The organism is Streptomyces sp. NPDC034043 (assembly GCF_055575675.1).
On record NZ_JBVISF010000001.1, the window covers coordinates 440595 to 463070 of the forward strand.

At 71.8% G+C, this 22476-nt stretch carries 19 protein-coding genes; 11 read left to right on the plus strand and 8 right to left on the minus strand.

Annotated elements, in window-relative coordinates:
- Positions 1-106: 106 nt before the first annotated feature.
- Positions 107-1531 carry a PP2C family protein-serine/threonine phosphatase gene (locus tag ACZ51S_RS02385; protein WP_468959338.1) on the minus strand — a complete coding sequence of 475 codons (1425 nt, stop codon included), beginning with the start codon at positions 1529-1531 and terminating at the stop codon, positions 107-109.
- Positions 1532-1803: 272 nt separating this feature from the next.
- A complete protein-coding gene (locus tag ACZ51S_RS02390) occupies positions 1804-2052 on the minus strand; it encodes an SCO4226 family nickel-binding protein (protein WP_388937478.1) in 249 nt (82 codons plus the stop codon).
- Between the two features lie 297 nt (positions 2053-2349).
- On the opposite strand from ACZ51S_RS02390, the gene ACZ51S_RS02395 reads away from it, so the two are divergent.
- From ACZ51S_RS02395 to ACZ51S_RS02405, 3 genes are all read left to right on the plus strand, one after another.
- A complete protein-coding gene (locus ACZ51S_RS02395; RefSeq protein WP_468959341.1) occupies positions 2350-4581 on the plus strand; it encodes a xanthine dehydrogenase family protein molybdopterin-binding subunit in 2232 nt (743 codons plus the stop codon).
- A gap of 18 nt (positions 4582-4599) precedes the next feature.
- Entirely contained in the window at positions 4600-5055 is a 456-nt protein-coding gene (locus ACZ51S_RS02400) for a (2Fe-2S)-binding protein (RefSeq protein WP_468477158.1), read from the plus strand.
- A 105-nt stretch (positions 5056-5160) separates the two neighbouring features.
- Entirely contained in the window at positions 5161-7107 is a 1947-nt protein-coding gene (locus ACZ51S_RS02405) for an APC family permease (RefSeq protein ID WP_468477157.1), read from the plus strand.
- On the opposite strand, the gene ACZ51S_RS02410 is transcribed toward ACZ51S_RS02405, so the two are convergent.
- A complete protein-coding gene (locus tag ACZ51S_RS02410; protein WP_468801853.1) occupies positions 7019-8278 on the minus strand; it encodes a PucR family transcriptional regulator in 1260 nt (419 codons plus the stop codon). The two genes, ACZ51S_RS02405 and ACZ51S_RS02410, sit on opposite strands and share 89 nt — an antisense overlap.
- Before the next feature lie 133 nt (positions 8279-8411).
- Here ACZ51S_RS02410 and ACZ51S_RS02415 point away from each other — a divergent pair, with 133 nt between their 5' ends.
- From ACZ51S_RS02415 to ACZ51S_RS02445, 7 genes are all read left to right on the plus strand, one after another.
- Entirely contained in the window at positions 8412-8975 is a 564-nt protein-coding gene (locus tag ACZ51S_RS02415; RefSeq protein WP_468477155.1) for a TetR/AcrR family transcriptional regulator, read from the plus strand.
- 233 nt (positions 8976-9208) lie between these two features.
- The gene (locus ACZ51S_RS02420) at positions 9209-9604 is read left to right on the plus strand and encodes a hypothetical protein (RefSeq protein WP_362467359.1); all 396 of its coding nucleotides are present in this window, start codon (positions 9209-9211) and stop codon (positions 9602-9604) included.
- Complete coding sequence (locus ACZ51S_RS02425; protein WP_468477154.1) at positions 9601-10377, plus strand: transcriptional regulator; 777 nt, start codon at positions 9601-9603, stop codon at positions 10375-10377. Before ACZ51S_RS02420 ends, ACZ51S_RS02425 begins: the two co-directional genes overlap by 4 nt.
- Positions 10378-10463: 86 nt before the next feature.
- Complete coding sequence (locus ACZ51S_RS02430) at positions 10464-10925, plus strand: roadblock/LC7 domain-containing protein (RefSeq protein ID WP_468477153.1); 462 nt, start codon at positions 10464-10466, stop codon at positions 10923-10925.
- 86 nt (positions 10926-11011) lie between these two features.
- Complete coding sequence (locus ACZ51S_RS02435; RefSeq protein WP_388936460.1) at positions 11012-11383, plus strand: hypothetical protein; 372 nt, start codon at positions 11012-11014, stop codon at positions 11381-11383.
- A 184-nt stretch (positions 11384-11567) separates the two neighbouring features.
- Positions 11568-15131 (plus strand): bifunctional glycosyltransferase/CDP-glycerol:glycerophosphate glycerophosphotransferase, encoded by a 3564-nt coding sequence (locus ACZ51S_RS02440; RefSeq protein ID WP_468959343.1) that lies wholly within the window; start codon positions 11568-11570, stop codon positions 15129-15131.
- A gap of 123 nt (positions 15132-15254) precedes the next feature.
- Positions 15255-15737: a VOC family protein gene (locus tag ACZ51S_RS02445; protein WP_388936454.1), complete on the plus strand. Its 483-nt coding sequence runs from the start codon at positions 15255-15257 to the stop codon at positions 15735-15737.
- Positions 15738-15870: 133 nt separating this feature from the next.
- Here the strand turns inward: ACZ51S_RS02445 and ACZ51S_RS02450 are convergent, their stop codons facing one another.
- Entirely contained in the window at positions 15871-16311 is a 441-nt protein-coding gene (locus ACZ51S_RS02450; protein ID WP_468801857.1) for a hypothetical protein, read from the minus strand.
- 15 nt (positions 16312-16326) lie between these two features.
- A complete protein-coding gene (locus ACZ51S_RS02455) occupies positions 16327-17010 on the minus strand; it encodes a hypothetical protein (RefSeq protein ID WP_468801858.1) in 684 nt (227 codons plus the stop codon).
- A 1160-nt stretch (positions 17011-18170) separates the two neighbouring features.
- Between ACZ51S_RS02455 and ACZ51S_RS02460 the strand changes: the two genes are divergently transcribed.
- On the plus strand, positions 18171-18935 hold the full coding sequence (locus ACZ51S_RS02460; protein WP_468801859.1) for an alpha/beta hydrolase family protein: 765 nt from the start codon (positions 18171-18173) through the stop codon (positions 18933-18935).
- Here ACZ51S_RS02460 and ACZ51S_RS02465 read toward each other — a convergent pair.
- The 3 genes from ACZ51S_RS02465 to ACZ51S_RS02475 form a co-directional block, all read right to left on the minus strand.
- Positions 18881-19336 (minus strand): hypothetical protein, encoded by a 456-nt coding sequence (locus ACZ51S_RS02465; RefSeq protein ID WP_468477149.1) that lies wholly within the window; start codon positions 19334-19336, stop codon positions 18881-18883. The genes ACZ51S_RS02460 and ACZ51S_RS02465 overlap by 55 nt on opposite strands.
- 299 nt (positions 19337-19635) lie before the next feature.
- The gene (locus ACZ51S_RS02470) at positions 19636-20763 is read right to left on the minus strand and encodes an agmatine deiminase family protein (RefSeq protein ID WP_468959346.1); all 1128 of its coding nucleotides are present in this window, start codon (positions 20761-20763) and stop codon (positions 19636-19638) included.
- Between the two features lie 82 nt (positions 20764-20845).
- Complete coding sequence (locus tag ACZ51S_RS02475; protein ID WP_468885226.1) at positions 20846-22396, minus strand: APC family permease; 1551 nt, start codon at positions 22394-22396, stop codon at positions 20846-20848.
- Between the last annotated feature and the right edge of the window lie 80 nt (positions 22397-22476).

Below are 22476 nucleotides of genomic sequence, written 5' to 3' on the forward strand. Positions count from 1 at the left end.
GGAGATCGGGAAGACGGCAAGGAGGAGGGACGGCAAGGAGGAAGGGCCGCGCCGTGCAGGCGCGGCCCCGCTGAACCCGTAGGACCGGGGATCCCCGTCCTCGCCGTCAGCCGCCGATCCGGGCGACCAGGACGCAGGCGTCGTCCTCGCGCTCGCTCTCGCCGAACTCCTCCGTGACCATCCGTACGCAGTCCCGCGCCGACCGGGCCCCCGAGAAACGCGACGCCAGCGCCAGCAGCCGCTCGGTCCCGTCCGCCCGGCCGAACTCGATGCCGCGCGGGGTCAGTCCGTCGGTGTGCAGTACGAGTACGTCGCCCGGTTCGAGCTGCTCCTCGGCCTGCCCGTACACGGCTCCGGAGGTGGCACCCAGCAGCACCCCCTCCGGGGATCGCAGGGGCCGGCCCTGGCCGCGCCGGAAGAGCAGGGGCGCCGGGTGCCCGGCCTGGGCCCAGGAGAGGACGCGGCGCGCGGGGTCGTAGCGGCAGCAGACCGCCGAGCCGAGGGCCGGCTGAACGGAGGTCTCCAGCAGCTGGTTCAGCCAGCCCATCAGCGGACCCGGCTCGATCCCGGCCATGGCCATCCCGCGCAGGGCGCCGAGCATCATGGCCATCCCCGACGTGGCGGTCACCCCGTGCCCGGTCAGGTCACCGACCGTCAGGAGCGAGCTGCCGTCGGGCAGTTCGAGCGCGTCGTACCAGTCGCCGCCGATCAGCGCGCTGGTCGCGGAGGGGAGGTAGTGCGCGGCCACGTCCATCGTGCCCGCGTTCCCGTGCGGGAACCGGAGGGAGCCGCGCCACGGGGGGAGCACGGCCTCCTGGAGCTCGACCGCGAGCCGGTGCTCGGTCTGGGCGATCTCCCGCTGGCGCTGGAGCGAGTCCCGTGACTCGCGCACCGCCCGCTGGCTCCGGCGCAGTTCGCTGACGTCCCGCAGCAGGGCCCACATCGAGGCCGTGCAGCCGTCGGAGTCGAGCACGGGCTCGCCCCTCATGTGCAGGGTCCGGACCCGCCCGTCGGCGCGGACGATGCGGAACTCGCCGTCTATCGGCTTGCCGTCGACCAGGCAGTCCGTGACCATCGAGGTCATCAGGGGCTGGTCCTCGGAGAACAGGGTGGAGCCGAGCTCGTCGAGGGGCAGCGGGCCCGCCTCGGGAGGCCGGCCGAAGATCTGGAAGAGCTCCTCGGACCAGGTGACCTCGTCCGTCAGCAGGTTCCACTCGGCGCTGCCGACGCGGGTCTGGCGGTCCTCCACGGCGGGCTCGGGAGGTGCCGCGGGCAGCTCCGCGGGTTCCGGGGCGGGCGGGAGGCCCTCCTTGAGCTGGCCGAGGTGCTGGCCGAGGTCGTCGAGGTGGTGCACGGCGAGGTCGCACAGTGCGCGCTGCCAGCGGCCCTGGGCGTCGTCGTCGTCCACGACGGTGTCGCGGCGCACGGCGGCCACCTCGCCGCGCAGCCGGCGGGTCTGCGAGATCAGTGCGTCCACCGATCCCGGTTCGGGCGGCTGCGCGGGACGGTCCGCGTACAGGTGGGACGGCATGATGACTCCGATACAGGCGCGGCGATACAGACGCTGCTCGGTCGGGTCCCGGAGGGCGACCGGGGACGACTGTGGACCGCTTACGACTGTGGCACAGCCGGAGACGGCCTGTAAGGCGTTTGGCAACATCCGTAACGGCCTTGCTCGGGGCATATGCCGAAGGCCTTCCGGTTACCTCCCGTCCGTACGAATGTTTCCGGTCAGCCGTGGATGCGGTTCCAATCCGCTTCCGTGCGTCTTCACACCGCGCCCGGTCGGAGTCCGCCGCTCCGTCACACCGTGAGCGGCACCGGGTGGATCTCGTCGGCGGGGTGTCCCGCACGCTCGTGGATGCGGCGGACGGCGTCGGCCGAGGGCGCTTCGGACAGGCAGTACACCTCTCCCGAGGCGGGGTCGGCCCAGGCGCGCTCGAACTGCACCTTCTCGTCCGCCTGTATCGCCAGGTCCGCCCGATGGGCGGCCATCAGCTCATCCGCCGTGATGCCCTTCATCCCGTGGTGGACGTCCATGTACTTGGCCACCGCGAACACCTCCTCGTGCGTCGCCGTGTACGGGTCTGCTTCCATCGTGCGCCCATGGCCGGAAAACGGCCCTCCGAGGGGTGCCGGTCGCTCCCATGTGCGAGGTGTACGACTTCTCCGGGCCCCTCTTCCCGTCCGCCCCCGGGGTCGTCCGCCCATCAGGGGCACCACTCGAACGAAGGAACCCCGCTGTGCACCACGCTTCCCACGTCTCCCGGTGATCGCTACCCTACGTGTCGGTAATGAGCCGGGGGGCGGTCCGTTCTGCGGGCCCTGGGAGGGCGGGGACACGGCCGGATGAACGAACAGAGCAGCGCGCCCCGGGGGCGGAGCCGACGCTCCTTCCTGACCCACCTGGTCGCGGCGCCCACGCTGGCCCTGGTCACCCGTGCCGGAGCCGACCTGCTCGCCCCCCAGACCGCGCACGCCGTGGTCCCGAGCCTGCCCGCCATCGCCGACGTCGTCGACCTGGGCGACCTGTTCATCCTGGCCGGTGCCCCCACGTCCGCGCTGCTGGCGCTCGCCGTGGAGACGGACGGCACCATCCGGTTCAGGCTGCCGCGCGAGGAGGTCGGCCAGGGCCTCACCACCGCCGTGGCCATGCTGGTCGCGGAGGAGCTGGACGCGCCGCTGGACACGGTCCGGGTGGAACTGGACGACGCCCGCCCCGAATTGCTGTTCAACCAGCTCACCGGGTCCTCCAACTCGATCCGCTCGCTCTACGGGCCGGTCCGCCAGTGCGCCGCCACCGCCCGGGCCCGCCTGGTCGCGGCCGCCGCCGCGCGCTGGAGCCTCTCCGCCTCCGCGCTGACCACCGCGAACGGCACCGTACGGGCCCCCGACGGCCGCACCGCGAGCTACGGCGGCCTCTCCGCCGAAGCCGCCTCCCCCGGCCTGCTCGTCCTGGGCGCCTCCCCGAAGCCGGCCGCGGAACACGCCCTCATCGGCACCCCGACCCGCCGGATCGACGCCCGCGCCATGGTGACCGGGGCCCAGAAGTACACCCTCGACCTCGACGTACCGGGCGCGAAGCCCTGCGTGGTGCGCCGCCCGCCCTCCGTCGGCGGCACCGTCCGCGCCGTCACCAACCTCGCCGCGGTCCGGGCCATGCCGGGCGTCCTGGACGTGGTGACCGTCAGGACCGGCGTCGCCGTCGTCGCCGAGACGTTCGGGCAGGCCCTCACCGCCAAGGCCGCCCTCACCGTCGACTGGGGGCCCGGTCCGGCCGACCAGCTCTCGGACGCGCAGATCCGGACCAAGCTGAGGGCCGCCACCCCGCCGCTGCTCGTACCACCGTTGCTCACCCCGTACGTGGACGCCGAGTTCGACTTCGCCTTCGTCAGCCACGCCCCCATGGAGACCAACTCGGCCGTCGCCGACGTCCGCGCCGACCGCGCCGAGATCTGGTCCGGGCTCAAGTCCCCCATCGTCGCCCGGCAGACCATCGCCGCCGAGCTCGGACTGCCGCTGGACCGGGTGCGGGTGCACGTGGTCCAGGCCGGCGGCTCCTTCGGCCGGCGGCTGTTCTTCGACGCCGCGCTGGAAGCCGCCCGGATCTCCCAGGCCTGCCGCCGCCCGGTCCGCCTGATGTGGACCCGCGTGGACGACACCCGGCACGGCCGTATGCGCCCCGCCACCCACCACCGGATCCGGGCCACCCACCTGCTCGGGGAGGTGCTCAGCTTCGAGCACCGGGTGGCCGCCGCCGAGACGGACTTCCGGCACGGGCTCGGCGAGATCATCACCGCCACCGCCGCGAGCCTGCCCGCCGGCATCGGCAACGCCACCCTCGCCCAGACCCTGTTCCACACCACCGTCAAGTCCCCGTACCACTTCGGGCTCACCACCCAGGGCCTGACCGAGGTCCCCACCGGCATCCCGACCGGGTCCTGGCGGTCGGTGTACTCGGCCAACACCCGGGGCGCCGAGGAGATCATGGTGGACGAACTGGCCGCGGCCACCGGCAAGGACCCGTACCGCTTCCGGCGCACCTTCCTGAAGACCGACGCCCAGCGCGCCGTGCTCGACAAGGCCGCCGCCGAGGGGCAGTGGGGCCGGGCCCTGCCGGCCGGATGCGCGCAGGGCATCGCCTTCCACGAGGAGTACAAGTCGCGCACCGCGTGCCTCGTGGAGATCGACGCCCGCGACCGGGAACACGTCCGCGTCACCAAGGCGGTCATCGCCGTCGACGTGGGCCTGCCCGTCAACCCGCGCGGACTGGAAGCCCAGATGATCGGCGGCCTCATCGACGCGATCTCCACCACCCTGCGGGCCGGACTGCACATCGACAAGGGGCTCCCCCTGGAGGGCAGTTACAGCCAGTTCCACTGGGCGCAGCAACGCGACACCCCCCGTGACGTACGGGTCTTCGTGCTTCCGGCCACCGGTGCCGAACCGGGCGGCGCGGGGGAGCTCGGGGTGCCCGCCGCCGTGGGCGCCATCGCCAACGCCTGGGCGCGGGCCACCGGTTCGAAGCCCCGCAGCTTCCCCCTCGACTTCGACGTCGACTTCACCCCCTACCCGCGCTGACCGCTGGAGTACGCCGCCGTGCCTCTGCACACCTTCACCGTCAACGGCCGCAGCGTCACCGTCGACGCCCCGGACGACCTCCCCCTGCTGTGGGTGCTCCGCGACATGCTGGGCGTCACCGGCCCCAAGTACGGCTGCGGGGTGGACGTCTGCAAGGCCTGCACCAGCCACCTCGACGGAGCCGACGTCCGCCCCTGCGTGGTTCCCGTCTCCGCCTGCGCGGGCAGGCAGGTCACCACCATCGAGGGGCTGGCCGACGGCGACCGGCTGCACCCCGTACAGGAGGCATGGCTCGAGCAGGACGTCGCCCAGTGCGGCTTCTGCCAGCCGGGGCAGATCATGGCCGCCGTGGCGCTGCTCAAGCGGACCAGCGACCCCACGGACGAGGACATCGACGCCATCGCCAACATCTGCCGCTGCGGGACCTACTTCCGGATCCGGGAGGCCATCAAGGCCGCGGCCGCCAGGATGTGACGGCCGGGACCGTCTGGGCCGTTCGGCGTAGCGCTCCGCCCCGGGACACAGCCACGTAACACCTGTAAAGCCCGATATCCGGCCGAAATCGATGATCATGCCGGAATGAGGCGAATCCATGCGAAACGCGTGCTGGTCGGCGAGCCGCTCGACAGCGCGCGCCTGGGCGAGACCCTGCTGCCCAAACGGCTCGCGCTGCCGGTCTTCTGCAGCGACCCGCTCTCCTCCGTGGCCTATGCCACCGAGGAGATCCTGCTGATCCTCGCCCTCGGCGGAGCCGCCCTGCTCCACCTCGCCTGGTACGCGGCCGCCGCCATCGTCTTCCTGATGGTGGTCGTCATCGCCTCCTACCGGCAGACCTGCCACGCCTACCCCGGCGGCGGGGGCGCCTACGTCGTCAGCCGCGAGAACCTCGGCCCGACCGCCGCCCTCACGGCCGCCAGCGCCCTGCTCGTCGACTACGTGATGACCGTCGCCGTCTCCGTCGTCTCCGGGGTCGCCGCCATCACCTCGGCGGTCCCCGCCCTCAGCGACCACCAAGTGCTCCTGTCCGTCGGCTTCGTGGTGCTGCTGACGCTGATGAACCTGCGCGGCGTACGGGAGTCGGGGCGCGTCTTCGCCGTCCCCACCTACGGGTTCGTGCTCGTCGTCTACGTGATGTTCGCCGTCGCCGCCGTCCGGCTCGCCACCGGCGACACCATCCGGGCCGAGTCCGCCGACCTCCCGATCACCGCCGCCGGTACCTACACCGGCCTCGCCGTGGTCTTCCTCGCCTTGCGCGCCTTCGCCTCCGGCTGCACGGCCCTCACCGGCGTCGAGGCCATCAGCAACGGCGTCCCCGCCTTCCGCAAGCCCAAGGCCCGGAACGCCGCCACCACCCTGGCCGTCATGGGGCTGCTCTCCGTGACCATGTTCGCCGGGATCACCGCCCTCGCCATGGCGTACCACGTGCACTCCGCGGCGGACCCCACCGAACTGGGCCTGCCCCCCGGCACCCCCATGTCCACGGCGCTCGCCCAGATCGGCCGCGCCACCTTCGGGAGCTGGCACTTCCTCTTCTACCTGCTCCAGGCCGTCACCGCCGGCGTGCTCGTCCTGGCCGCGAACACCGCCTTCAACGGCTTCCCGATGCTGGCCTCGATCCTCGCCAGGGACCGGTACGCGCCCCGTCAGCTCTTCAACCGCGGCGACCGCCTCGTCTACTCCAACGGCGTCGTCCTGCTGGCGCTCGCCGCCGTCGCGCTGATCGTCGCCTTCGACGCCCAGCTCACCCGCCTCATCCAGCTCTACATCATCGGAGTCTTCGTCTCCTTCACCCTCTCCCAGTCCGGCATGGTCCGGCACTGGAGGCGCGAGCTCGCTTCCCCCGCCACGCCGCGGCCCGAACGCGTCCACATCCACCGCCGCCTCGCCATCAACGCCGTGGGCGCGGCCCTCACCGCCCTGGTCCTGGTCATCGTCCTGATCACCAAGTTCACGCACGGCGCCTGGCTGGTCGTCATCGCGATGCCAGCCCTCTTCCTCGGCATGAAGGGGGTGCGCCGCCACTACGACCAGGTCGCCCGCCAGGTGGCCGTCGCCCCGGGCGCCAGACCCCGCAGACCCTCCCGCCACCACGTCGTCGTCCTCGTCTCCCAGGTGCACGCCCCGACGCTCAAGGCCGTCGGCTACGCCCAGGGACTGCGGCCCGACACCCTCAGCGCCCTCTCCGTCGCCGCCGACGAGGAGGACTCCCGGCACCTGCGCGAGGCCTGGGCGGAACTCGACCCGGGGATCCCGCTCACGGTGCTGCACTCGCCCTACCGGGAGGTGACCGGGCCGGTCATGGAGTACATCGAGGAGGCGGCGGCCGCCGAGGCGACGGACGCGCTGTCGGTGGTGATCCCCGAGTACGTGGTCGGGCACTGGTGGGAGCAGCCCCTGCACAACCAGAACGCACTGCGGCTGAAGGCACGGCTGCTGTTCACCCCGGGGGTCGCGGTGATCGACGTGCCGTACCTGCTGGAGTCGGCCCGGCAGATGCCGCAGGCCCCGGCGGCGCGGCCGGAGTAGTACCGGCGGCGGAGGGGCCCTGGGCCGCCGCCGCGTGTGCCAGGGCCAGTTCCACCACGTGCGCCGGGTCCGAGAGCGCGCGGCCGGTGAGCCGCTCCAGGCGGCGCAGCCGGTTGGAGACCGTGTTGCGGTGGCAGTACAGCCGCTGCGCGGCGTACGTGGTCGAGCCCTGGCAGGCCAGCCACGTGCCCAGCGTGGTCAGCAGCACCCGGGCGTCCTCCGTCGGCAGCTCCAGCACCGGCCCCAGCACCACCTGCCGCAGCCGGGCGGCGAGTTCCGGATCGGCCGCCACCAGCGCCGCCGGGAGCCGCTCGTCCAGCAGGGCGGCGCCGGGTGCGGCGGACGGCTGCTCGGCGCGCAGGGCGAGGGCCGCCAGCCGGCGGGCCCCCGCCAGCTCGGCCGGGGTCCCGACCACCGGGCTCACCCCGGCGCGGACGGCGAGCGGGGCGAACAGACGGCGCAGGGACTCCAGCGGGTGGTGGCCCAGGTCGGCGAGGCCCGTCTCCCCGTCCGCCCGGATCCGCCACAGCAGGCGCGGGGAGTCCGGTCCGGACGCCGGTCCGCCGTCGGGCCGGGCCGGGCCGCCCGCGCCGTCCGGGCCGAGCACCACCACGGCGAACCGCCCCCGCTCCGGCAACCCCAGCCGCGCGGCCGCCTCCGCCACCGGGCCCGAGCCGTCGAGCAGCGCGTCCAGCAGGGCGGCCCGGCGCTCCCGTTCGCGCTCGCCCCGCCCGGCCTCCGCCAGCCGGTACGCCTCCGAGGCGGCCTCCGTCATCTGGTCCAGTACGTCCCACAGCGCGCCCACCGCGGGCAGCAGCCGCGGCAGTGCCGCCCGGTCGTGTGCGGTCACCGCCTCGGTCAGGCTCTGCCACAGCAGCCGTCCGCCGTCCCGGTAGGTGCGCCGCAGCGAGTCGAGCGGCAGTCCCTGACCGGCGCTCAGGGTTCCGGTGGCGCGGGCGCCGGACAACTCGACGGGCAGCCCCCGGGAGCTGCGCACCAGGCCGTCGACGGCCTGGTGGAGGGTGTGGTGGATCCGCTCGCGCAGCTCGGCCCGCCCGGTCAGGGCGGCGCAGGCCGGATCTCCGGTCAGCGTCCGGTCGGTGAGCCGGTCCGCCGCGACGGCGATCCGGCGGCTCAGGTCCTCGCGTATCTCCTCGATGATCCGGTCCATGACGGGCAGGGTGGCACGGGGGAGGGGACCGTGGGGAGGGCCCGGAGGGCGGTGGTCCGCTAGCGTGTGCTGAGTACTGTGGGTGCAGTGCTCACGAGTACGCGCCCAGCCGCCGCGAACCCCGGGAACCGTCATGCGCCAGAATCCGCAGCGCCGAGCCGCCCTCCTCGACGCCGCCATCGAGGTCCTGGCCCGCGAGGGCTCCCGCGGCCTGACCCTGCGTGCCGTGGACACCGAGGCCGGGGTGCCCACCGGAACCGCCTCCAACTACTTCGCCAACCGGGGCCAGCTGCTGGTGCAGATCCTGCACCGCACCCGCGAGCGCCTCACCCCCGGCCCCGACGAGCTGGCCGGCCCCCTCGACACCAAGGTGCTGCTCGGCCGGCTGCTCGGGCGGATCCGGCGCGAGCGCAGCGTGCACACCGCCGTGCTGGAGCTGCGTCTGGAGGCCACCCGCAGGCCCGAACTCCAGGCGGAACTCTCCGCGTTCCTCGCCGCCGAGCTGGAGGAGAACATCGCCTGGCACCTGGGCGCGGGCCTGCCCGGGGACCGGGCGGGCGTGGTGCTGCTCTACCTCGCGATGCAGGGCCTGATCGTGGACGACCTCACCATCCCGGCCCTGCTCGAAGCCCACCCCGTCGACGACCTCCTCGAGGTGATGGTGGAGCGTCTGCTCCCGGAGCGCTCCGCGGGCTGAGCGGCGCGACCGGCTGAGCCGCTCGGCCGGCCGGACGGCCCCGTGCCGGATGCCCCTGATTCCCAGTCTTGATCAAAAACGGACGGGTTCCGGCCAAGCTGTCACGCCCTACCACGCATGTTCCAGCGGAAAATGCCAGAACCCCTTTTCGCACTGTGGAACTTGAGTAAGTTCCCTTCTGTCACGCCGTACGACCGTGCGAACAGCACGTCCGGCCGGGAGGGGAGCCCGCGGTGCCTGGGATCGACGAATGCCTGCTCGAAGCCATGGCCCTGCCCGGTGCGCGGGGCGCCGCGCTGGTCGACTGGAGCAGCGGGCTGGCCCTCGGCACCGCCGGTGACTCGCCCGTCGGCGACCATGAGACCACAGCCGCCGAGACCGCGGAACTGGCCCGCGCCGCAGCCGAGTACGAGTCCTTCGCGCCCGGGCCGGACGACGCGGGCGCCCCCGGCCCGCCCGTAGAGGACCTGATCGTCACCACGCGCACCGGCTACCACGTGCTGCGCTTCGTCGAGACGAGCTTCGACAGCAGCGTCTTCCTCCACCTGTGGCTCGACCGCACCGACGGCAACCTCGCCCTCGCCCGGCACCGACTCCGCGCCCTCGCCGAAGGACTGGTCCTGAGATGACCACCGCCACCGCCGTCTCCCCGCTGCTCACCCGGCTCGCCGCCGAACGCGCCACCGGAGCCCTGCTGCGCGACCGGGGCACCCTCTTCCTGGAGGACGGCCGCGTCGTGCACGCCGAGAGCCCCGCCACCCCGGGTCTCGACGTCCTGCTCACCACCGGCGGGGGTCTGGCCCCCGAGCGCTGGACCGAGGCCGTGAACGAGGCCGGCGCCCGCCGCCAGGTGGGCCGCTTCCTCGTCGACAACGGCCGGCTGGCCGGGGGCGAACTGGAGATATGCCACCTCGCGGCGATATTCGACGCGGCCTTCTTCGCGCTCTCCCCGGGCAGCGGCCCCTCGCGGTTCCGCCGCGGCGCCACCCACTGGATCGGCCCGGTCCGCTCGGTTCCGGCGGCCGCCGTGGAACGGGAGACCGCCCGCCGCCGCGAGCTGCTGGACGCGGTGTGGCCCTACCCCCTGCTCGACGTCTCCCCGGTGGTGCCCAGGGCGGCCGCCCCGGGGCAGACCGTCACCGCCCGGCAGAAGTTCCTGCTCGAACAGGCGGACGGCGTACGGACCCCCGCCGACCTCGCGTGGGTGCTGGGCCGGCCCGCCTTCCACACCCTGCTCGAGGTACGAAGACTCGCGGCCGCGGGCCTCGTCGAGACCCCGCACAGCACGGCACCGCCCGCCGCGCCGGCCCCGGAACCCCTGCCCGACTGGATGACCCAGGCCCACCCCCCGGACGTGGCACTGCTCCGCCGGTTACGCGACGCACTGGAGGCAAGCCTGTGAGACTCCCGCTGCGACCGGTCCTGCGAGCCGACCGCTCCGAGCGCAGGCAGTCCGAGGAGAGGCGGCCCGGAGAGAGGAAGGCCGACATGAGCCCACCGATGCTGCCCGCCGGGGCCGAAGCCGACGTACTCGCCGAGCTCCGGCGGCTGCGGGCCCGCGTACCCCAGCTCACCGGGGTGCTCGCCGCCAGCGCCGACGGCCTGGTGCTCGCCCAGGAGAGCGCCGCCGCCGAGGCCGAGTCCCTCGCGGCGCTGACCGCGGCCGCCCTAGGCGTGGCCCAGCGGCTCAGCGACTGCACCGGGCAGGGCGGCTTCCGGGAACTGCTGGTGCGCGGCGAGCACGGGTACGTCGCCACCTACGCCGCGGGGGACTCGGCCGTCCTCACCCTGATCGCGGAGCCGCGCGTCAACGTCGGCCGTCTCCACCTGGAGGCCCGCCGCTCCACCCTGCGCATCACCGAGCTGATGGACCACAGCCTCGGCCGGCGCGGCCCCGAGGCGCCGCCCGCGGGAGCCGTCCTCCCGGAACACGCCCCGGAGCACCCCTGACGTTCTCGAGAGCAAACAAGTAAGACGCGAAAGCGAATCCCCCGGCCCGTCTCGGTGCGGGCGACTGCAGAAAGAGGAAGAATCCCATGATCAATGTGGAGACCGCTCTCAAGGAAGCCGCCGGCATCGAGGGCACCCTCGGCGCGGCCCTCGTCGACTACGGCAGCGGCATGCCCCTCGGCACCGTCGGCGGGAGCAAGGACCTGGACCTGGCGGTGGCCGCCGCGGGCAACACGGACGTGGTCCGGGCCAAGGTCCGCACGATGGAGATGCTCGGCCTGAAGGACGAGATCGAGGACATCCTGATCACGCTCGGCAACCAGTACCACCTGATCAGGCTGCTGAAGGGGCGGTCCGGCGAGGGCTTCTTCCTGTACCTCGCCCTCGACCGGGGCCGGGCCAACCTGGCCATGGCCCGGCTGCAGCTGAAGAAGATCGAAGCCGATCTGGACATCTGACGTAGGCCTCGGGACCGTGACGGTGCGGTGGCGGGCGGCGGAATTCTTTGCCGTCCGCCCCGGCGGACCTGGGGATATGTCCGGGATGGGTGGACTTTATCATCCTGTTACAGAGTAAGATGCTGTAATCAGCTGATCTTCGAGCCCGTCGATAAAGCCATAAACGCTGGAGAACCCGTCACCCATGCCCCCGCGCCTGAGCATCGTCGTACCCGTCTACAACGTCGAGCTCTATCTCGACGAGTGCCTGGAATCCATAGCAGCTCAGACGTTCGCCGACTTCGAGGTCGTGATCGTCGATGACGGGTCCACCGACACCAGTGCGGTGATCGCCAAGGCCTTCGCTGAGCGTGACAAACGGTTCCGGGTGGTCCTCCAGGAGAACGCCGGTCTCGGTGCCGCGCGGAATGTGGGCTTCCGCCACGCGGCGGCGGGCAGCGAGTACATAGCCTTCGTCGACAGCGACGACACCATGCCGCCGTACGCCTACCAGCGGATGATCGACTCCCTGGACGAGACCGGCTCCGACTTCGCGGCCGGCAACGTGACCCGTTTCCGCTCCGTCGGCATGCAGCAGTCCTGGGGCCACCGCGTCGCGTTCGCGAACGACCGGCCCAAGACCCACATCTCGAAGTTCCCGCCGCTGGTCACCGACCGCACCGCGTGGAACAAGGTCTACCGCCGCGGCTTCTGGGAGGAGCACGGCTTCCAGTACCCGGAAGGCATCCTCTACGAGGACGCCCCGGTCAGCATCCCCGCGCACTACTTCGCCAAGAGCGTCGACGTCATCAGCGACGTCGTCTACCACTGGCGGGTCCGCGAGACCGGCGAGCGCTCCATCACCCAGCGCTCCACCGACCCGGTCTCCGTCATCGACCGCGTCACCTCGGTACGGCTGGTCCGCGAGGCCCTGCTCGCCAAGCCGGGCGAGAAGTACGCCCGCTACCTGCGCGAGTACGACCACAACGTGCTCAGCGAGGAACTGCCCCTCATATACAAGTACGTCGGCGAGGGCGGCCCCGACTTCCGCGCCGCCTTCGTCAAGGAGGTCGGCGGCCTCATCCGGGAGATCGGCACCGGGCCCTGGAACGACCTGACGGTCGCGGACCGGCTCAAGGCCTACCTGGCCCGCGAGGGCCGCGTCGAGGAGTTCATCGCCCTCACGCACCACCAGCGCGACTACAGCTACAGCGTGCCGGTCAAGGGACTGGCCCGCCCGCAGGCCGACTACCCCTTCCTCAAGGCGCCGGTGCCGCCCAAGCTGCTCACCCTCGGCCCGCGCGAGCGCCGCGTCGTCAGCCGCCTCGAGCAGGCGGCCTGGAGCGACGGCAAGCTGCTGCTGCGCGGCTACGCCGTGCCCGGGCACCTCGGAGCCGAGAGCCGCCTCGGCTCGCGCAAGATGCTGGTCTTCCGCGAGCAGGGCAAGCGCCGCCGCACCGTCGTCAGCGCCCGCACCGTCGCCTCCCCGATGGCCACCGTGAACACCCCGCACCTCGCCCTGCGGCACGCCGACTGGGCCGGCTTCACCGCCGTCGTCGACCCCACCGCCTTCCAGTCGGGCGGCAAGTGGCACGAAGGCGTATGGACCACCTCCATCGCCGTCACCGGGGCCGGAGGCCTGCACCGGGCCCGCCTCAGGGGCGGCGAGCACGACAGCGGAATGACCCCGCCCACCCACTGGGCCACCCCCGACGTCCGCATCCTGCCGACCGTCGCGGGCGCCCTCACCATCCGCGTCGAGATCGTCCGGGCCCGCGTCCTGGACGTCCGCCGCCACGGCGAGGACCTCGAACTGGTCGGCGAGCTCGCCGCCGAGGTCGGTGCCGGCGCCACCCTGCACGCCCAGCACGCCCTGACCGGTACCTCCTTCGGCGTCCCGCTGACCACCGGCGCCACCACCGCCGGCGGCCGGACCGCCTTCACCGCGGTCGTCCCGCTCGCCGAGCTGGCCGCCGTGCCGGCCGCCGACACGCAGCCCGGCGGCTGGAGCCCCGAGCCGTGGAACCTCACCGTGGTCCGCGCCGACGGCACCAGCCACCCCCTGGCCCACGACGAGCGCGGCGGCTTCGCCGGGATCGCCGTACCGCTGCCCGGCACCGCCGGAGAGCGCGCCGTCTTCGCCAAGCGCGGGATCAGCGGAGAGCTCGTCCTCTCCGTCCAGCCCACCCCGCCGCTGGTCGACACCGTCACCGCCGGCGACGGCACCCTGACCGTGAGCGGCACCTTCGTCGCTCCGGACGCCGACGCGGACGAAGCGTACGAACTGGTCTTCCACGACCAGCACGGCACGGAGTTCTGCTACCCCGTCACCCGTGACGGCGACCGCTTCGAGGCCTCCTTCGAGCCCGTCCTGCCCGAGCCCTACGCCGGCCGCACCACCATCCCGCAGGGCCGCTGGTGGCCCACCCTGCGCCCGGTCGCGCAGGGCGGCACCACCGCCGGCCTCCTCGGCGTCGACCGCGGTGCCCCCCTCCAGCTGATCGCGCCGGCCCTGGGCTCCGGCCCGCACGCCGTCACGGTCCTGGGCCGCCGGATGCGGATCGAAGCCCGCCTGCGCGACCGCATGGTCCTGGTCAGCGACCCGCTGCTGAGCCCGCGCGACCGCTCCCGCCACGCCCAGCGCATCGCCCGCGACGAGACCTACCCGGCCCAGCGCCGGCTGCCGGTCAAGGACATGGTCGTCTACGACACCTTCCAGGGCCACGCCGCCGGCGACTCCCCCCGCGCCATCCACGAGGAACTGCTGCGCCGGGGCGAGAAGCTGGAGCACATCTGGCTGGTCCGCGACGGCCGGGCCGAGGTCCCGCCGACCGCGCGCGCCGTCCAGTACGACAGCCTGGAGGCCTGGGAGGTGCTGGCCCGCGCCCGGTACTACGTCGTCAACGACAGCGTGCCGCGGCACTTCACGCGCCGCCCCGGCCAGACCGTCGTACAGACCTGGCACGGCACCCCGATCAAGCAGATCGGCTACGACTACACGCACGACTACTACACCAGCCCCGAGGTCCTGGAGGGCCTGGAGCACGACAGCGCCCAGTGGACGCTGCTGGCCTCCCCGAGCTCGTACGCCACCTCCGTCCTCAAGCGGGCCCTCGGCTACCAGGGCGAGGTCGTCGAGTACGGCAGCCCGCGCACGGACGCCCTCGTGCGCCCGGACGCCGAGCGGATCGCGGAGGTCCGGCGGCGCCTCGGCCTGCCGGAGGGCAAGAAGGTCGTCCTGTACATGCCCACGTGGCGCGAGAACCGCGAGGGCTTCAGCGGCGGCTACAAGCTCGACCTGCGCATCGACCTGGACGCGGCGCGCCGTGAGCTGGGCGAGGACCACGTCCTGCTGGTCCGCGGCCACTACCGGGTGAACGAGCAGCTCCGCGACGGGGTGCGCGACAGTTTCGCCGTCGACGTCTCGCGCTGGCCCGACACCACGGACCTGCTGCTCGTCGCCGACGTCCTGATCTCGGACTACTCCTCCGCGCTCTTCGACTTCGCGCTGACCGACCGCCCGATCCTGCTGTTCACGTACGACCTCGAGCACTACCGCGACACCCTGCGCGGCTTCACCTTCGACCTGGAGGAGAAGGCCCCCGGCCCGCTGCTGGCGGACTCGGCGAGCCTGATCGAGGCCGTGCGCAACGCCGACGCGGTGGGCGCCGAGTACGCCGCCGCGCGGGCCGCCTTCCGTGCCGAGTTCTGCGACCTCGACAACGGCCGAGCCGCCGAGCGGGTCGTCGACCGCATGCTGGAGATGTAGCCCGCACGGGTGAACGTACGGACCGGTCCCGCGCCCACGATGAATTCCGGGCGCGGGACCGGTCTGTATGTGAGGGAAGGCGTTCCAGACCCAGCCCCCTCATCCACCCCTCCGGAGGCAGTCATGACCACCCAGGGCTTCACCACGTGTCTGTGGTTCGACGGCGAGGCGGAGGCCGCCGCCGACTACTACCTCTCCGTCTTCAAGGGCGGCCGGATCCTGCGGACCTCCCGCTACACCGAGGCGGGCCCGGGACCCGCCGGATCGGTGCTGGTCGTCGAGTTCGAGATCAACGGCCAGAAGTTCGTCGCGCTCAACGGCGGCCCCGAGTTCCACTTCAGTGAGGCGGTCTCCTTCCAGATCCACTGCTCCGACGAAGCGGAAGCGGACTACTACTACGACGCGCTGACCAGGGACGGCGGCCGGGAATCCGCCTGCGGCTGGGTCAAGGACCGCTTCGGAGTCTCCTGGCAGGTCGTCCCGCCCGGCGCCATCGAGCTGCTGGACGACGAGGACCGGGACCGCGCCGCCCGCGCCACGGCCGCCATGCTGCGGATGCAGAAGCTGGACGTGGCCGAGATGCGCAGGGCGGCCGACGCGGGTTAGACATCGCACCTCACGCCTGATCGTGCGGGGTCGGTCCACGCGTGCGAGGGTGGCCCGGCGCGAAGCCGGGCCACCCGGTTCGGAGGAACGGGCGCGTTGACGGGCGGTGACCTCCGAGGTGAAGGAACTTCACCTACCCGGTGGCCTGCACCGGGCGGTCGCGCCACCAGCCCCACACCGTGATGCGGTTCAGCCCCTGGCGACGTCGGGCGCAGCTTCCGCATTCGGAGATGCGTACTCGCCGGGTGATCGCTGCCACGACATCACCCAGCCCGATCGAGCGGTGGTGGCCATGGCGCCCGGCACCGAGACCGGACACCTGCTCCTCCAGCTGCTCCCAGGTCATGGGAAGGCCTGGAACGGGCTGTAGCTGCCTTCTGCGCTCGGCGGTGAGGAGCTGCACGTCTCCATGAGTCAGGAGAGCCGCAGCGAGGGCCTCGTCGGCCAGCGCGACGTACGCCGAGCCTTTGCCGTACACGATGACCGCACTGCCGACCTCGTACTTGGGCCGGGGTGAACCGCTCCCATGCTCCGGCGGGAGCGTGGGGACCTGCAGCCATTGAACGCTGTTCACGCTGAGACCTCCTCGTCAGTGGTTGCAGCAGCCGACGCCGATGCGGCACCACCACGTGCAGTCGCAGGTGGCACAGGCGGCGCATTTGACCACGCACAGTCCACAGCGGCCGGCGAGGCAGACGAGGAATATCTGCCAACTCGGCTTGGGACAGCCCATTGCGGCGCTGAGACACGTGGAACCGCAGCCTCCGAGGCACCTGGTGAGCGCGTCCCACCAGCCGTCCCTGGGAACCAGCGCCCCCGCTTCACCGGGTACGAGTTCCTCGGCGGTGTCGACGAGCGCACCCTTCTGACCGACGAGGACGAAAGCGTCTACGATCTCCTTTCCCTCACTTGGGTGGCCCTGCAGGACGGTGGCACAGGCCGCCACCTGCTCGCTGCCGGCTCCCGCGTAGGTCTTGGCGACGATGGTGGCGGTGAGCTTGTTCACCGCTGTGCCCTTTTCCGCGCCCGCGAACTCCGGCGGTACGGGTACGTTGCCGCTCAGGATCGTCTCCGTGCTGTAACCGACGACTCCTGCGGCAAGGGCATCGAGAGCCGCACCGTCGGCGAGGCCCAGGTGGGCCTGCACCCCCGTGAGCAGTTTGGGGAGCTGCTCATGGCGGGACGCCAGTTCGTCCCACAGCGCGGCCGCGTCGGCGGCGGTGTGAATGCTGAGCCTCTCGTTCAACACCGTCGGGTTTTGTTGAGCACCCATAACGGCCTCCTCTTGTGGCCTGAGTGACAGGTGGTGCGGTCGGGGTTCGACCGACTCGATAGTCAGACTGCTCCCATCTCCTCCGCGCCGCACCTCGTCAAAGTCACCCAGGACTCAACGAATTGAGTGGCTGAAACTTGCAAGGTTCTTCAGGAATAATCACGCCTATGGAAAGAGCCGGTACCGTTCCAGTGACGGCTTGCTTGCCGTTCGGCACGCGGCAAAAGCTGTGTGATCTTCTGAAGAGAGAGCGGCAGCGCCGTATCCGCCTCATGTCGGATGACCGATGGCCCGCCGGAGAGTCCAACCACCGAGAGACGCGCGCCCAGGTACGGGCCCTGCAACTGCGGGTTCTGGCGGACATACGGGCCCGTGGCGACCTGCTGGACACGCTCGACAGGTTTGCGACCCTGGGTGTACGCCGAGAACTCGAAGCCCGTGGCTGGAACCGCCTCTGGCCGCCCTACCCGGAGCGGGCGTGCTTCCCCGGCCGCTGGCCCGGCTCCCGCGACCGGGACTTTCCCGAACGGGTCTGCCTCCGGCTGCCGGTGGCCTTGGAGAACCAGGTACGTGCGGCCTGCTGGTACACGTCTGCGGACGCGATCGCGGCCATCCGAGCCTGGCGTGAGCGGTACCCGAGAATCCGAACACGCAGAAGACGCACGCCTGCTGGAATAGAGAACGCCTTGGTCGAATACGACCGGCTGGCAGGAATGGTGACGACAACCGGGGACATTTGGCGGGCGGGTGTTCAGCAAGCCATTGAATTCGCAACAAATGGCGTCGCGCAGCAGTCGAACGACTTTCGGCAGTCGGGCCCTGGCGCTGACGGCGGGTAGCGCCGAAGCAAGGTCAAAAGCCACCAGTAACTGATCTCGGCGGCCGGCCGATGTTGACCATTCTGTGCCTTGCGCGCGAACGCGGTGATCTTCCGCAGCGCCCTGACATCGCGGCGATCGTCCGCCGGTTCCTTCGGGAGGGCGGGGAGACCGACCCGGAGGACCTGGCCCACATCTGCTGCCCACGGCCGCGGCCGCCTCCGGTGGCGGATCGATCCCCCGGCTGCCCGTGCCCGCCGGCCCGTACCCCGTAGGCATCAGACGGTTCATCTGACGGACCCGGCCCGTACCGACCCGTGGGCGGGCGGCGTGCGGGAGTTGATGCTGACCGTCCTGCACCCGGCCCGATCGGTACGCGGCTGCTCCCGGGCCCCGCAGCTCACCCCGGACGAAGCCCGGTTGTTCGCCGACTACGCGCCGCGCGTTCATCCGGGACTTCCGGAGCCGGGAGCGGTGGACTGGGGCGCGGTCCGCACCCACGGGTACGTGGGCGCGCCACCGCTGCCCGGGCGGCGGCCGGTACTGGTGTACTCACCCGGCGGCGGTGACTCCCGCACGCTCGGCACGACCCTCGCCGAGGACCTGGCGAGCCACGGCCGAGTGGTCGTCCTGGTCGACCACCCAGGTGACGCTTCTCAGGTGGAACTGCCGACCCGGATGCGGACGACCGTCCTGATCGGACCGCCGGACCCGGCGACCTTCCGCACGATGGTGGACACCCGGATCGCGGACCTCCGGCTGGTCCTGGACCGGCTTGGCGACCTGCCGCTCGCACCGGTTGTGGACGCCTGCCGGATCGGGTTGTACGGGCACTCCGCAGGCGGCACGGCGGCGGTGTACGCGGCCCGTCGCGACCGCCGGGTCGGCGCTGTGGCGAACCTGGAGCCATCTCGACCTGCACCCGACGCCGGCCGAAGCCCACTGGCCGCTGCTGATGTTCCGGGGCGAGCGGCTCGCGGCGAGACCCCCCACCTGTCCCGGGCAGGGGGTCTCGTCCAGGCGCGGCGGCGGAGTCGCTGCCTTTCGCGGGCTCAACCGCTCTTGTGCATCATGACCGTGAAGCTGACCTTCTTACCGTTGTGGTAGTCGGTGCTGTCCCACACTGAGATGCGAGACCTGTTCTGCATCCGCAGGTGCAGCACCTCATCGGCGTTGTTCCAGTTGTATCCGACGAACTGGAAGTTCGGCTCGGGACTGTCTCCCATTCTCCTGTTTCCCCAGCTGCAGATGCGCGACGAGTCGTTCTTGCAGACGGACCAGGCCCTGGCGTACAGATGGCAGTCCTGTCCCTGCCATACGTCGATGCGCTTCAGCCTCGCGTCGGACGAGCGCCACGTTCCGTTGAACCGGTTGGCGGAGCACAAGGCGGCTGCTTCTTTTGTCGCGGTGACGGTGAGCACCACCGAAAGGGAGAACGTCAGGGCGGCCGTCAAGAGCACGGCCATGATCTGGCGTAGCGGAATGCGGGCAGAAGAGACCTGTGTCATCGTGAACCTCCGATAGCGGGTCGCGTCGCCGGGCATCCCGTCGTCACACGACGCGGCGTCCCCCTACTGCGGCTGACTGCAACCCATTCGGGCCCGGATCATCTGGCCCTTCACCCCCCGCATATTCCAGCGCAGCACTCCGAAATCCTGATCGCAAGTCGGCTCATTTCGTATTTCGCGCACGGTTCAACGATGAATGCGATCCACAGTGGACCGGTCAATAAGGATCTTCCGCGTCTCCTCTCAAGTGCGGCGGGCAGCACGCCGTCCGCCGGCTCGTACCGGACACCGGCGGCGGCTCAGTGCAGGCGCGGGACGTGCTGTGTGACGCAGTGGACGCCTCCACCGCCCCAGGCCAGGGTGCGGGCCGGGGCGCCGACCACCTGGCGGCCCGGGAACAGCGTGGCGAACTGCGCGAGCGCCGGGGCGTCCGCCGGTTCGCCCGCCGTCGGTACCACGACGTTGCCGCTGGTTTCGTAGTAGTTGGTGTAGCTGAACGTCCGCACCATCAGCCCGTTGTGCCGGAAGTGCGGCTGATGGTGCAGTTCCACCAGTTGGAAGGGCCGCCCCAGCGCGTCCGTCGCGGCGTCGAGCACCGCCTTGTTGGCCGCCATCCGGTCGTGGTTGGGACTGGCGGTGTCCGGCTGGGTGTGCAGCAGCAGCCTGGCGGGCCCGAGATAGGCGGCGACGAGGTCGACGTGTCCGTTGGTGATGTCGTCGCCGGCCAGGCCGTACGGCAGCCAGATCACCTTGCTCGCACCGTACGAGGTCAGCAGCGCGGCCTCGATCTGCGCGCGGGTCATTCCCGGGTTGCGGTTGGGGTGCAGCAGGCACTCCTCGGTGGTGATCAGGGTGCCCTGGCCGTCGGTGATGACGGACCCGCCCTCCAGGACCATGTCGACGGGCCGCCGGGGGACCCCCAGGTACGAGCAGACGCCGACGGGCAGGAAGTCGTCCTTGTCGTACGGGTACTTCTCGCCCCAGCCGTTGAAGCGGAAGTCGAGGCCGGCCGAGCGGGTCCGCGCGTCGTTCACCGTGAAGACGGGGCCGGTGTCGCGGGCCCAGCAGTCGTTGACGGGGTACTCGGTCACCGTGACCGAGCTGCCGCACCGCGCCCGCGCCTGGGCCGCCTGTCCGGGTTCGGCGACCATCACGACCGGCTCGAAACGGGCGACGGCCCGGGCGATGCCGGCGACCTCGTCCTGGACGTCGCCGAGCAGTGCGCCCCATCCGGTCGTCCGGTCCCAGGGCCAGGCCATGACGCAGGCGGAGTGGGGCTCCCATTCGGCAGGGGCGTGGTGGAGCTCTTCGCCCCTTGTCCGCGCGTCCGCGGCGAAGGCGGGGGCGGGACCGGCGAAGAGGGGGTGGGCGGCGGCCGCGAGGGCGGCGGCACCGAAACCGCGGCGGCTCATGCATGGCAGGTGCATGACATATCTCCTTGTGCTGTCGGGGGGTTTCGCGTGGGCCGGGCGGGTGTCCGGCGGCGGTGCGCCGGACACCCGCCGCGGGTCAGGGGGTTTCGCCGGTGAGTTCGCCGGCGGGCGCGCCCGCCGCCTGCTCCTCGCGCGCCCGGGCCGCTCGCAGCGTGTCCTGCGGCTTCTTGACGGCGAGGTAGACGAGGCCGGCGGTGATGACCGCGCCGGTACCGAGGAGTCCGGCCCAGATCTGGTACCAGGGGGCTCCGGGCGGGGCCAGGATCGCCCGTGGCCAGCAGACGTTGACCACCTCGAAGGCGGTCCACAGGACGGCCAGGACGTTGAGGAAGGTGCCCTTGCGCCCGAGCCGGATGTGCCCCGACGGGACCCACGTACCGCGCAGCCGGGCGATCAGCGCGGCCAGGGTGACGAGGAAGAACGGCAGGAAGGTGGCCGCCGTGCCGAAGGCGATCAGGCTGCCGATGGCGGTGGCGTTCAGGCCGAGCAGCAGACCGGTGCAGCTGACCAGGGTGGAGGCGATCAGGCCGCCGATGGGGGCCTGGCGCCGGTTGACCCTGCGGACCTGCCGGGAGAAGGGGAACACCCCGTCCCGCGCCAGCGAGTACACGCCGCGGGCGGCGCCGCCCTGGGAGGCCATGGCGCAGGCGAGGAAGCCGATCAGGACCACCGCCACGAAGGGCTTGTCGGACCAGGAGCCGAAGGCGGTGACCACGGCGGTGGTCACCGGATCGAGGTCCTCGCCGGCGACGACGGCCCGCGGGTCCGGGTGCGCCAGCGCGACCGCCATCGCGTTGAGGACGACGACCAGGCCGACGCTGAGCAGCGCCCACCACATGGCCCGCGGCACCTGGCGCCCGGCGTCCTTGGTCTCCTCGGCGGTCGAGACGCAGGCGTCGAACCCGATGAAGCCCCACCCGGCGACCGCGAGGACGGCCAGGAAGGCCATCGGGGCCGATCCGCCGGACAGCGCCTCGGCGCCGAGGGTCTGCGTGAACACCGCGAAGCCGTGCTCGCGGAAGAACAGCAGCAGGGCGAAGCCGACCAGCACGGAGGCGATGGCCTCGGCGGCGATGCCCAGCGAGACGAACCAGCTCAGGATCCGGATCCCGTAGGCGTTGACCAGCATGCAGGCCACCAGGATCCCGGCGGCGACGGCGACCAGGGCGCCGGGTGAGGGCACGGCCCCGATGAGGGCGAAGACCCAGGGGGCCGCCAGGTACGCCACGGTGGTGTTGCCGAACATCACCGCGAACTGCCACACCCAGCCGCTCATCCAGCCGAACGACGGGCCGAGCAGCCGGCGGCCCCATTGGTAGGGCCCGCCGGCCAGCGGCCACTGCGAGGCCAGCTCGGAGTAGACGTTGACCACCAGGCACTGGCCGAGCAGGACGACCGGCAGCGCCCACACCCAGGCGGGTCCGGCGATCATCGTGCCGACCATCGAGACGGCGTAGAGGGCGACCACGGGCGAGACCACGGCGAAGCCCATGGCGATGTTCCCGAGGACCCCGAGGCTGCGGTTCAGCTCCTGCCGGTAGCCCAGGTCGCTCAGGCGGGCGGCATCGGTGTCCGGCGGGGCGGCCGGGGCGGCCGGGGCGGAGGCGAGGGGGGAAAGGTCTGGCATGCGCACCTCTGGAGGAGGGGGAACGCCGGGCGTCCGCACCCGGGCGGGCCCGGAGCGCTCCGGAACGTAAATCTAACGGC